Annotated in this window: 13 protein-coding genes; 10 read left to right on the top strand and 3 right to left on the bottom strand. The window is 43.9% G+C overall.

Annotated elements, in window-relative coordinates; all coding sequences use genetic code 11:
* Positions 1 to 21: 21 nt before the first annotated feature.
* Complete coding sequence (locus tag L5M51_RS00495) at positions 22 to 2,340, bottom strand: DNA internalization-related competence protein ComEC/Rec2 (protein ID WP_263171098.1); 2,319 nt, start codon at positions 2,338 to 2,340, stop codon at positions 22 to 24.
* Between the two features lie 32 nt (positions 2,341 to 2,372).
* Between L5M51_RS00495 and L5M51_RS00490 the strand changes: the two genes are divergently transcribed.
* The 5 genes from L5M51_RS00490 (at position 2,373) to L5M51_RS00470 (ending at position 5,082) form a co-directional block, all read left to right on the top strand.
* Positions 2,373 to 2,882 (top strand): DUF2062 domain-containing protein, encoded by a 510-nt coding sequence (locus L5M51_RS00490; RefSeq protein ID WP_028760402.1) that lies wholly within the window; start codon positions 2,373 to 2,375, stop codon positions 2,880 to 2,882.
* Positions 2,883 to 3,140: 258 nt separating this feature from the next.
* Positions 3,141 to 3,545 (top strand): phosphate-starvation-inducible protein PsiE, encoded by a 405-nt coding sequence (locus L5M51_RS00485; protein ID WP_028760403.1) that lies wholly within the window; start codon positions 3,141 to 3,143, stop codon positions 3,543 to 3,545.
* Between the two features lie 158 nt (positions 3,546 to 3,703).
* Complete coding sequence (locus L5M51_RS00480) at positions 3,704 to 4,006, top strand: PilZ domain-containing protein (protein WP_105252894.1); 303 nt, start codon at positions 3,704 to 3,706, stop codon at positions 4,004 to 4,006.
* A gap of 76 nt (positions 4,007 to 4,082) precedes the next feature.
* Entirely contained in the window at positions 4,083 to 4,751 is a 669-nt protein-coding gene (locus L5M51_RS00475) for an AAA family ATPase (RefSeq protein ID WP_028760405.1), read from the top strand.
* Entirely contained in the window at positions 4,738 to 5,082 is a 345-nt protein-coding gene (locus L5M51_RS00470) for a replication protein RepA (protein ID WP_263171095.1), read from the top strand. Before L5M51_RS00475 ends, L5M51_RS00470 begins: the two co-directional genes overlap by 14 nt.
* Before the next feature lie 356 nt (positions 5,083 to 5,438).
* Here the strand turns inward: L5M51_RS00470 and L5M51_RS00465 are convergent, their stop codons facing one another.
* Entirely contained in the window at positions 5,439 to 5,681 is a 243-nt protein-coding gene (locus L5M51_RS00465; RefSeq protein WP_028760407.1) for a YecH family metal-binding protein, read from the bottom strand.
* 128 nt (positions 5,682 to 5,809) lie between these two features.
* Here L5M51_RS00465 and L5M51_RS00460 point away from each other — a divergent pair, with 128 nt between their 5' ends.
* From L5M51_RS00460 to L5M51_RS00440, 5 genes are all read left to right on the top strand, one after another.
* Positions 5,810 to 7,507 (top strand): sensor histidine kinase, encoded by a 1,698-nt coding sequence (locus L5M51_RS00460; protein ID WP_028760408.1) that lies wholly within the window; start codon positions 5,810 to 5,812, stop codon positions 7,505 to 7,507.
* A complete protein-coding gene (gene btsR, locus L5M51_RS00455; protein ID WP_263171093.1) occupies positions 7,504 to 8,214 on the top strand; it encodes a two-component system response regulator BtsR in 711 nt (236 codons plus the stop codon). Before L5M51_RS00460 ends, btsR begins: the two co-directional genes overlap by 4 nt.
* 199 nt (positions 8,215 to 8,413) lie before the next feature.
* Positions 8,414 to 9,874: a carbon starvation protein A gene (locus tag L5M51_RS00450; protein WP_219252149.1), complete on the top strand. Its 1,461-nt coding sequence runs from the start codon at positions 8,414 to 8,416 to the stop codon at positions 9,872 to 9,874.
* A 182-nt stretch (positions 9,875 to 10,056) separates the two neighbouring features.
* Complete coding sequence (locus L5M51_RS00445; RefSeq protein ID WP_049821727.1) at positions 10,057 to 10,440, top strand: VF530 family DNA-binding protein; 384 nt, start codon at positions 10,057 to 10,059, stop codon at positions 10,438 to 10,440.
* 169 nt (positions 10,441 to 10,609) lie between these two features.
* Positions 10,610 to 11,065 (top strand): FlxA-like family protein, encoded by a 456-nt coding sequence (locus L5M51_RS00440; RefSeq protein WP_263171092.1) that lies wholly within the window; start codon positions 10,610 to 10,612, stop codon positions 11,063 to 11,065.
* Between the two features lie 52 nt (positions 11,066 to 11,117).
* Here the strand turns inward: L5M51_RS00440 and L5M51_RS00435 are convergent, their stop codons facing one another.
* Positions 11,118 to 12,065, bottom strand: coding sequence for a hypothetical protein (locus L5M51_RS00435; protein WP_263171090.1), 948 nt, complete (start codon positions 12,063 to 12,065; stop codon positions 11,118 to 11,120).
* Between the last annotated feature and the right edge of the window lie 35 nt (positions 12,066 to 12,100).

Genomic DNA, 12,100 nt, shown 5'->3' with positions numbered 1-12,100 from the left:
AATTATGGCAAAGTAGGCATTCTACTCTGGATTAATCAAGTCACCAAATCTAAACAGAGAGTTGTACCAAAATGGCGCTAAATCACCACGATAGGTCTTAACCTCTCGCTCAGACTGCTGAAAAATCACACTAATCTGCCCTTCTATACCTGTAGTTAGGCCCATAATCTCCCGTTGCTGATAACGTTCAACCACTGTGGATTTTGGAAACCCCCAGCGATTAGCAAAACCAGCAGGAAACAAGACTAACTTGGGGGCAACAGCATCAATAAAGGCTTCAGTTGACGAGGTTTTACTACCGTGGTGGGGCGCAATGAGCACCTCACTTTGTAACTCATACTCACCACTTAGGGCACGACTTAATAGCGAAGTTTCGATTTGCTTTTCGATATCCCCCGTAAGCAGTAGACTCTGCCTGTCATCATCAATGCGTATAACACAGGAACCATTATTACCCGCTAACGCTTGAGGCGGAGAAAGCAAATTCAAGCTCAGCCCTTGCCATTGAATCTGCTTTGGACGGCAATCTTGGCCGCTAAAGCCAGCCACGTCTGTGATCACTAAAGCCTTAGGGTAAGCCTCAATCAAAACAGGGGCACCACCTGCATGATCGTTATCGCTATGGCTGATAACAATATAATCAATCTCTTGAATGCCTTTAGCTTTTAGGAAAGGTAATATCACCCGCTCCGCATAACTAAAGTCATCACCAAAGGCGGCACCGGTGTCGTAGACCAGCCCTCTACCATTCTTTTCAATAACCACAGCTAAACCTTGGCCCACATCCAGTAAATGCATAGCCCATCGATTATTTTGAAAGGGTGACCACAGCGTAATACAGAAAAGCAAAGCGGGAATAAACAGTAAACTCAGCAGGCTTAACCAAGAAGTATAATTTTTATTTTTAGGCACATAGCGCCATAACACACCACCGATGAGCGCGTATAACCCAAAGGCTAATATCGTATCTGAAAGCGCTAACCAATGGGCTGGCAATTGCTGGCTTATGTCTAGCAACTGCGCATAGGGTGATAAACTCCAATCACTTAGGCGAAGCAGTCCCAACCAAGAGAACCCAAACGCAGTTCCAAACCACCAGCATATAAATCCCGCCATGGCTAATGGGATAACAACAAAACTAAACCATGGCACAGCTAGGATATTCATCCACAAGCTGTGTAAACTCACACCACCAAAGAGTGCTCCTTGCAGTAATCCAAGCCCAAGGCTCAGGCGCCATTGGATAGCCCAAAATTGCAAAAGCCCCGCGCCTACACGCGTCCTTCGAGTCGACACAGCCGTAAACTCTTTGGGCTGGATGACTAAGGTATATAAAATCACCCCTAAAGCACAAAACGACAGCCAAAAGCCCGCACTTAAACAAGCAAGCGGGTCGAGTAACAATACGACAAACAATGCAAACAGCAAGCGCTCCCACGCAGTAGAAAATCGCTTTAATAAACTCAGTAGCATTAACAGTAAAATCATCACGAGTGCACGCTGAGTCGACACACCAAAGCCTGCAAGATAAGCATAAAATGCGGCGCCTATACCTGCCGCGACTAACGCAAAAGTCATATTCCGTCGACTCTGATGTGACACTAAACGACTCAATCCAAACAAAAGGCAAGCGTATACCCATGCCGCGACAACGGAGAGGTGCAAACCGGAAATCGCCACTAAATGGCCAGTGCCAGTCTGCCTTAGTGCTTGCCAACGAGCTTGTGAGATCAAATGCTTATCCCCCAAAAGCAAAGCGAGTAAAATGTCACCTTGAGGTAAAGAGGCTAATTCAGGTGTCAATGCGCTTATGAGGTCATTACGCAATGAAGGCGAAACCGCAAGTAACTGCGCCTCAATCACTCGTCCTTTACCGACAACATGTTGACTGATTAATTGTTTTTGTTCGTTGTAGCCGCCTTGATTTAGCACGCTAGCAATGCTCTTAGGTGTCAACGTAAACAGCCAAACCTGACCCACATCGACTTCTGGCGGATCTTTCCACGTGAGTCGCAATTTTGCGTTTGGCCCTAAGATTAAATTTGGTTTAATGAGCGATATATCCAAACTTAGCCAGTCGCTGTTTCGACTAACTAGTGATATGATTTCGCCCCTTACCTGTATAGGTTGTTGTAACACTGGCAAATCCTGCCTAGATAATCCTAAGCAAAAACCAGTTAGCCATGCTACCGCAAAGAGCCCACCTGCACAGACAGGGATTTTTCGGTGTAAGATTAACGCCCCAACAACAAGGTAGGGTATGTAACTGACTGGCGGCAGCGAAGGCCATAACATCGCTGATAATAAGATGGCACTAAAGCCAAACATGAATCGATTCATAGTGAATTAAGTTAAGACAGCAATTTCAGCATATGCCAAAAAAATTAATTAAAAGATTTATGCCTAAGCCTGAAACCTTGCGTGAGCATAAACACTTACGCATGTTCGGACGCTTGTTACATAATCCCAATCTATGGGCACTTAATCGAAAATCCGCCCCAGGCGCATTTGCCGTAGGGTTATTTGTCGCTTGGATCCCCATGCCATTTCAGATGGTTGTTGCAGCGGCTTTTGCCATTCTATTTAACGTTAATATTCCTGTTTCAGTTGCATTAGTATGGATAACCAATCCCTTAACTATGCCAGTGATGTTTTATGGGGCGTATTTACTCGGTGCTAAAATACTCGGCCATGCTCCGCAAGATTTTGCCTTCGAAGCAAGTTGGCAATGGATTGAAGCATCGCTTGCGACTATAGGTCCGGCATTCTTACTCGGGTGTCTCGTGCTAGGAGTGGTTTTTTCCGCTGTCGGTTATTTGCTGATTAATAATCTGTGGAAATATTCAATTATGTTTAAGTGGCAGAAACGCAAGAATAAATAATCTTTTATATTCAAACCGCTTATGTTGGTACAACGATTGAGTCGAGGTAACAGCATAAGCGGATTAACACATTCGCTCTCGCTTCCCTTTTGTTCATCATATAAATCACCTTCTACAATACAACCACATTAACTCCACTTTGCGCCGAATTTAAGATCGTACATATCTGTGAATTAAATCACACAGCGGCGCCTAGCTTTTCCCTAAAAACAGATTTTTGCTGTTACTATTTATAAAAACATCAAGTAGGGAATATCCATGCCTTTTTATCATCAATATGGTTCTAAAAGCCTTAAAGCCGTTGAACACTTAGTCCTATTTATTATTGCCATTGCCACCGTTGTCGCAATAGGCCAAGAAATTGTGCATATCATCTCTGTACGTATGGTCGCACTGGCCGATTTACTCTTGTTATTTATTTTCTTAGAAGTGTTAGCCATGGTGGCTAACTACTATGAATCCGGTAAGTTACCAGTACGTATGCCGCTTTATATTGCGATTGTCGCCTTGGCCCGTTACCTAATCTTAGATATGAAGAGCATGGAAGACTGGCGTATCGCAGCAATATCATTATCGACGCTAATTTTAGCGGCAACCGTGATTGTGATTCGTTGGGGCCAATTAAAAATGCCTTATCCAAAAAATCAAGAATACGACAATTAATCAAATACCTGAGTTGGTGCTATTGAAACCTAAATCAATGGCACCTGCTGTTCTCGTTTTAAAACTATTATCAAAGACCTAGCTTTCACATTGGTATTCTGCCAAAAAGCAATTATGCTAGTTTTACTGAGATCAATAATTTACGGGGCAATTGAGTTATGGGTGACCATACTACTGGTTTTGAAGAAAAACGCACATCACTGCGAGTCGACATGGAAGCAGAGCGCGTGGTCTTGAATTGGATCGACACTCAAGGCATGAAGCAAACAGATGAAGGTGTGTGTATCGACTTAGCAAGACGCGGCATTTTATTCGATTATAAAAATCCGTTTGCACTCGGGGAACTCATCGAAGTGACCTTTAATCCCAATTCAACCCAACAAAATACCGTTAAAGGACAAGTCTGCCGTTGCGCGAGATGCCATGACCAAAGCTACCATATTGCTATGCAACTGCTTTAATTTAACTTAAATTTCGCAGCTTTAATGGCTCTGTTCTACACTCAATGAATTGAACAATTCATTAAGGGGCGTCAGTATGATCTTGCTGGTAGGTGGTGAAAAAGGTGGTAGCGGAAAAAGTTGTCTCGCTCAAAATCTTGCCGTTTATATTAAGCAAAAATTTCAGGCAAACGTCCTCATGGTCGATTGTGATCCCCAACGCACGACTTCAGATTGGATCCAAGCAAGAAATAATGATCCAAGCCTCCCAAGTATTAATTGCATCCAACTTTACGGCAAGATTCGTAATGATTTACTCAGCCTCAATGAGCGTTTTGACTACGTAATTGTAGATTGTGGTGGCCAAGATAACTTAGCCATGCGCGCAGCTATGTCGGTAGCGACTTATGTTGTGATCCCCCTCAGACCCAAAAGACGCGATCTCAAAACATTACCCCACATGGAAGACATGCTAAGTACGTGTAAGATGGTGAATCCTAAAATGATCGCGACTATAGTGCTAACCCAATGTCCAGCGCTTCCTACACAGTTTAAACGCATTTTAGAAGCCAAAGATGTGGTGCAATCCTTTGGACTAAGAGTGCTAAATTCAGTTACATTTTGCCGAAATATTTATGATGACAGTGAAGAAAGAGGCTCTTCAGTCGTCGAAATAGAACCCGATGGAAAAGCAGCCGATGAGATCCGCGCCATCGCGGATGAGTTATTCGCAATGCCACCAGAAAATAGCTATGAGCTTAACTGATCTTAAACGTAAGAAACCTAAGCAAATCATCAAGCCGGTTTCTGTCGATGATTTCATTGAAGATGCCAATAACTACGCTTTAGGTAAGGCGAGTTTATTAGCTGCGCCCACCACACAAACCATAGTTAAGGGCTTAGATAAAAAATCGACTAAGATTTATCGCCACGCGACCTTTACCCTCACTGAAAACAGTATTTCTCAGCTTGACGCCCTATCGAAATCCACCAATATTGCAAAATCTCGATTACTGCGTATTTTGATCAATGAATTTACCCAACTCACCCCCGCACAGCAGGAGCAAATTGCAAATAAGCGCCATGATGAAGCCTAAGCTTCAACAAAATAATTACACATCTAAGTGACTAAAAACTAACCAGCCAAATAAAATGAGTACGCTATGGTCACTGTGTATTATACCAATCACATTAAATAGTTAGTCAGTTCAGAGCCTCACTGGCATCTCAATCCAAGGCGCATTGATGCAGAAATGGTCATTCCCTTTTAAGTAATGCAACACCGGAGTGGAATGCCTGTGGCTCCCGAAGGGCGGCTGATATTCACTGCATGGCAACACGCTTATACAGCGTTTAATGCTTTGGACAGAGCACCGCTATGCCTTCAAGCCTTTGCCTTGTCTAAAGCGCTTTGAGCTCCCGCTGAATGAACAGATATTTAATACGATGGGTATTAATGCTCACACTTTCGCCCTGCTACAAGTTGTATACCTTGGGACGTTTCGTAAAACTTACCTTTACCTATGAGTAACTCAATTAATGCTTCGGCACTCAAATCAGTTGCACTACAAGTATGGTATCGAGCCGCCGAGCCAAACTTTTGCTCCATCATGGAAATTAATTCAGGCTTTATAATAGCGGCCCCTTGAGCTACCATCAGCGCCATAACATCATGACCGTGAACAGAATTGGACATATGTCCTCCTAAAGATGCAATATTATTGTTCTTTATATCCTAACGGTTAAATTCGAACCCTGATCTCGCGCACAAACTTTCAAATGGGGACGACTGCGCCGACATCTGTGACGATAATGTGAGCCATTATGTCTTTGATCCTATTACTGACCCAACAGATGTCGCTGTACTTAGTGATCGTTTACTTAGTCAGTAAAACACCGCTGTTTAAACTGTTTGCTGAAACGTCTCCTCGTCTGCCACATAAGATTTTTATGTATCTGATTTTTTCGAGTTTCTGCATCATGGCCACTTATTTTGGTGAGCAAACCTCAGGAGCGATTGCCAACACTCGTGCTATGGGCGCCGTTTTAGGCGGATTACTAGGAGGACCGGTTACTGGTTTTCTGGTGGGGCTGACTGGTGGGCTACACCGCTACAGTATGGGCGGCTTTACTGATATAGCCTGCGCCATCTCCACCACCTTAGAAGGCTTATCCGCAGGGATGATAAGCTTCTACTTAAGACGCGCAGATAAAAGTGAGCTCATCTACAATCCATTACTCGTTTGCCTAGTGACTTTTTATGCTGAAATGATGCAAATGAGCATCATACTTTTGGTCGCACGCCCCTTCGATGATGCATGGGAATTGGTACGTCAAATCGCGCCGCCCATGTTGTTAGTGAACTCCGTGGGAGCGGCACTCTTTATGAGCATGATCCGTGACCAAAAAACCATGTTTGATAAACTCTCATCGAGCTTTTCGACTAAGGCATTAAAAATTGCCGAACGCAGTGTCGGATTACTATCCAAAGGATTTAACGAAGAAAGTAGTAGTCACGTCGCCCAAATCGTCATCGAAGAAACCAATGTGGGTGCAGTGGCCATCACGGACAGAGAAAAACTGTTAGCCTTTATTGGCATAGGCGCCGATCACCATCTCCCTGGTACACCGATTTCATCCAAAATCACCTTAGAAGCCATCAATCAAAATAAGGTCATGTTCGCCGATGGCGTTGAAACGCCCTATGCATGCTCTATTTCTTCTCATTGCCGTCTAGGGTCAAGTCTAGTGATCCCGCTGCGCAGTGATACCGAAGTCATTGGCACGATTAAACTCTATGAGCCTAAGAATAAACTTTTTTTGAATATCAACCGTACTTTAGGTGAAGGTATTGCCCGCCTGTTATCGAACCAAATTCTTTATGGGCGTTTTGAGCAACAGCAAAATCTACTGACTCAAGCCGAACTTAAATTGCTGCAGGCTCAGGTCAATCCGCACTTTTTATTTAATGCACTGAATACCATTAGCGCGATTATCAAACGTGATCCTGATATGTCTAAGCAGCTATTGCAGCAGTTATCGCAATTTTTACGGATCAATTTAAAGCGAACGACAGGCTTAGTGACGCTTGGGGATGAGCTAGATCACATAGCGTCCTATCTCACCATTGAAAAAGCGCGTTTTATTGATAAATTACAAGTCAGTATCGCGATACCTGAATCACTCTACCACTGTAAAGTCCCCGCCTTTACCCTGCAGCCAATTATTGAGAATGCCGTAAAGCACGGCACGTCGCACATGATTGAGCAAGGGCAGATCAAAGTGACTGGCAAGCTCGAAAATGATGTACTGGAGCTAGAAGTCACAGACAATGCCGGGTTGTATCAGCCCATTGAGGGCTCAGAAGGCCTAGGGATGAACTTAGTGCATAAGCGAATTCAAAATATTTTTGGCGAACAATACGGCGTGACAGTGGAATGCGAGCCCGATCAATTGACTCGTGTCACCATAAGATTGCCCATAGAAAGCCCTGAAACATCAAATATGGATAACCGCACGTGATCAATTGTTTAATTGTCGATGATGAGCTGTTTGCTCGTGAAGAATTAGCTGACCTTTTGGGGCAAGAACACGACATCCAAATCGTCGGTCAATGCGCCAATGCTATTGAAGCATTACAGAGCATAACCAAAGAAAAACCTCAGTTAATCTTTCTTGATATCCAAATGCCACGCATTTCGGGCATGGAACTTATTGCAATGCTCGACCCCGATGACATGCCGAAAATCGTGTTTGTCACCGCCTACGACGAGTTTGCCGTCAAAGCCTTCGACAATCATGCCTTCGATTATTTACTCAAACCCATAGATGCCGACAGACTCAGTAAAACCCTCACTCGTGTGCGTAAAAATCTAACGCCTCAAGCTATGGACTCCATTACCCCAAAGAGTCTTGAACATATTCCCTGCTACAGCGGCAATAAACTCAAAGTCATTGCAATCCAAGATGTGGAATATGTGTTCAGTGACTTAAGCGGCATCCATGTGGCCAGCACGAAAGGCAAAGTCCATACCCAGTTGACCTTGAAAGTGTTCGAAGAAAAAACCCCACTGGTGCGCTGCCATAGGCAGTATTTGATTTCACCTAAGGCGATTGCTGAAATTGAGCTGTTAGATACAGGGGCTGAAGTCACCACTCATTTAGGCGATAAAGTACCCGTATCACGCCGCTATCTTAAAAGCCTTAAACAGCTATTTGGCTTTCAATAAACACAATACCAAAGTTATCTTAGCGACGTATTTTTAGCCATAAGATGGCCAACAACACTCACCGTTAACATACAATGGTAACCACTTAAGCTCACCAATTGCCGCTCACACTGCATTTTCGACCACTCATTGAAATTACAAAGTTTTATATCAACAACTTGTTTACACTCGCCAGAACTCAAATGGGGAGATAACAAAAATGATGTGGTTCCTACTCTGTGTCGGTCTACTGATCGGCGGCTACTTTATCTACGGCGCCTTTGTCGAGAAAGTCTTCGGCATTAACGCTAATCGTCAAACACCCGCTTTCAGTCAAACTGATGGCGTCGACTTTGTGCCTATGTCTAAAGGCAAAGTCTATCTAATTCAATTATTAAACATTGCAGGCGTAGGCCCAATTTTTGGTCCTATCTTAGGTGCACTCTATGGTCCTGCAGCCATGTTGTGGATTGTGGTTGGCTGTATCTTTGCAGGTGCAGTACATGACTACTTCTCCGGTATGTTGTCAGTGCGCAATGGCGGTCAATCCGTGCCAAACCTTGCGGGTAAGTATTTAGGTAAGAGCGCCAAACACTTCATGAACGTGTTTGCTATTGTGCTGTTACTGCTTGTCGGTGTGGTCTTTATCTCTGCGCCTGCAGGCTTACTTGGCAAGCTTACTGGTTGGGATGTCAGTATCTTCGTTGGTATAATCTTCGTCTATTACCTGATTGCAACTGTGGTACCTGTCGATAAAATTATCGGTCGTCTGTACCCCTTCTTTGGCGCTTTATTGTTCTTCATGTCGTTTGGTTTAGCTTTCGCAATTATGCTATCAAGCGAGCATACCTTACTGCCTAACGTACAAGCGGGCGATTTCTTCCAAAACTTAAATCCGAACGACATGCCACTTTGGCCTGCCCTATTTATCACTATTGCCTGTGGCGCAGTATCGGGTTTCCATGCTACTCAATCACCGTTAATGGCCCGCTGCGTTGAAAACGAGACTAATGGTCGCTTCGTCTTCTTTGGTGCCATGATTGGCGAAGGCATTATCGCATTGCTTTGGTGTGCCATCGCGTTGTCTTACTTTGGCGGAGTTGAAGGGTTAAGTGCGGGTATGTCAGGTAACCCTGCCAACGTCGTCTATGAGGCCTCTACCGGTCTGTTAGGCGCTATCGGTGGCTTTATGGCTATCCTAGGGGTGATTATTCTGCCGATTACCTCAGGCGATACGGCTTTCCGCTCTGCGCGTTTGATTTTGGCTGAATTTTTCAATATGCCACAAATCTCACTACCAAAGCGCTTAGTGTTAGCTCTCCCACTGTTTGTTATCGGCGGCATATTGACCCAAGTGGACTTTGGTGTGATTTGGCGCTACTTCGGTGTAGCAAATCAAGCCACTGCAGTATTAATGCTGTGGACGGCTTCGGCTTACCTGCTACGACATAACAAACTGCATTGGATTGCGACAATTCCAGCGATGTTTATGACCACTGTGGTTATCACCTTCCTACTGAACTCGTCAACCTTAGGTGCCGGTTTACCTATGACGGTATCAACCATAGCGGGCATAGTCACAACCTTAGTGATTACAGCACTCTTGATTGTGAAAACCAAAGGTAAAGGCGAAATTGATTTACCGGTTGAAACTGAGCTTAAAGAGACAGTCAAAGACTAGTCAAACAATTCAAATGACCAACCTAAAACAGGCGCTTTATTGCGCCTGTTTTGATCATACTGCTCCACCAATAGCAGCTATCACAGGTTTAAGCTAGCAAGGTATTCAAGCTTGACTCGATACCATTCCACACTGTATCAGGCATACAAAACTGCTATACTCCCGCCATAGCACATTGCAACATGCATAATATGAATCAATCGAATAACCCGCTCCACGGCATTAAACTGGAAACGATCATCACTTATTTAGTCGAGAAATACGGCTGGGAAGAATTAGGTGAAAGAATTAATATCCGCTGTTTTACCCACGATCCCAGCATCAAATCCAGTTTACGTTTTTTGAGAAAAACAGAGTGGGCGCGGGATAAAGTCGAATATCTTTATTTAAGAGCCAATAAATTACCCTTGCCGCCACCCAAAGCAGACTCTAGTCAAACGGCTAAGAAGCCTGCGGCAAAAATTGCGACGAAGAAAACCAATCAAACTCCCCCTGACAAGTCAGCTAAAAGCGATAAACCTAACACAGATGACAAAGTAAATAGCCATATTTGGGGTAACAGTTAATCTTCGCCCTCTGCAGCCATAAAACGTGAACAGCCCTCACTTAAGGGCTGTATTGTCATCAGCAATATCACGCTCTTTGCCAAATAAGCCAAAAATTAGCTTCAGTTTTCCAATTAATGGCCGATAGCAATTTGAGTATCAACACAGTTTGCATCTAATGGAGTATGGAATGAGCATTAATGGAATAAACAGTGCCACAATCGGCTCAGCTTTCACTCCGGTATCGGGCGCATATATCGCAGCAACTCCTGCCACAACAAAAACGGCGACTAATGAATCGACTGCAGATACGCAGGATACTCAAGACACAGTCTCCATTTCTTCAGCTGGCCGCGCCGCATTGTCCGCAGATGTAGGTGCCCCTTTAAGAGACAATGCTGCAGCCAAAAAAGATGGAATAGAAAACGATGCGTCAGAAGAGCCCATGGCGTTAATCGACCAACAGATCCAGAAAATAAAGGAGCAGATCAAAGCACTACAAAAAATGCTGGCCAAACTTAAAGGAGATGACTCTGAGGTTGCGGAGCAACAGCGTAAGTTAATCCAAGAACAAATAATGCAGCTAAGTAGTCAAATAGCGACCTTGACTGATAAGAAGATGCGCGACGCGCAAAAGTCAGCTTAGACAAAATAACTGACCAATAGTCTTTGTAATACAGCCCGTAATGGATGATAACCTAGATAGGAAAGCTAAACATTAAACGCCAAACATTGAGCCCATCGCCACGACGATAACTGAATCCGATGCGATCAACACTCAATAATTCACCGCCTAACGGCTTAGAAAAGGCAAGGGAGAAGCCTGCCTCATAGCTGCCAGAAACAATAGTATCTTGCTCTATCTCGCTAATAAATCTAAGTTCATTGAAATACCAATAGCCTACGGCAAAGATCCTTGGTTGCACCTGCAGATCCCACCATTGCCAGCGTGGTGCTAACCCTAAATCAACACCTGTTTGTAGTACTGCAAATTGATCAGAAAACTTACCATAGTGCTCGCTGTACCCAGCAAAGCGTAATCTCGATACCCACACAGCATCCTGCCCTGCTAAGGTAAAGTCATACAAGCTACTGATCCCTGAGGCGATAATAGCAACGTTATCGTTTTTATCGAAATTAGTACCAAAACCGATATCTAAATACCCTTCCATTCGAGTATTTTCGCTCGCCTGCCAATGATGCTCAAAACCTGGGGTAACTGTCATAGTACCTATCGACGACGGCAACTCACCTTCAGTGATATCTTTGGCTAAATAATCAAAAAAGCCAAAGGAGATAGGTAACCGTAACCAAGTTTGGCTACCGCTATCTTTCTTCAAATCAAAGCTTAACGGAATGCTAACGACGGTGGCATTTTGGTTTGCAGCGCGGTAAACGCCAGTGCCAAGATAACTACCAAAGGCGTAAACAGAATTTGGATTAGTGCTAGTTTCTATCGGATTACTACCATTAGCATTACTATTCGGTGCATGATTGATAGAAAAGCCGGGATCATCCGCTTGAGATGCAGATATGAATGTATTTGTAGCGGAAATACTATCGGCAAAGGTGGTAGGAATAACGCTCAGTAATGCCAAGCACATTAGCGACAAGCTTAATAGCAACCGACTGAAACAATGGCTCAATTGACTTAAACCTTCCTCATTTTTAACTCAATCGG

Origin of the sequence: Shewanella sp. SM73 (assembly GCF_025653795.1) — a bacterium.
Taxonomy (GTDB): domain Bacteria; phylum Pseudomonadota; class Gammaproteobacteria; order Enterobacterales; family Shewanellaceae; genus Shewanella; species Shewanella oncorhynchi.
The sequence above is the reverse complement of the archived record's forward strand: the minus strand, read 5'-3'. Positions and strand labels throughout refer to the sequence as shown.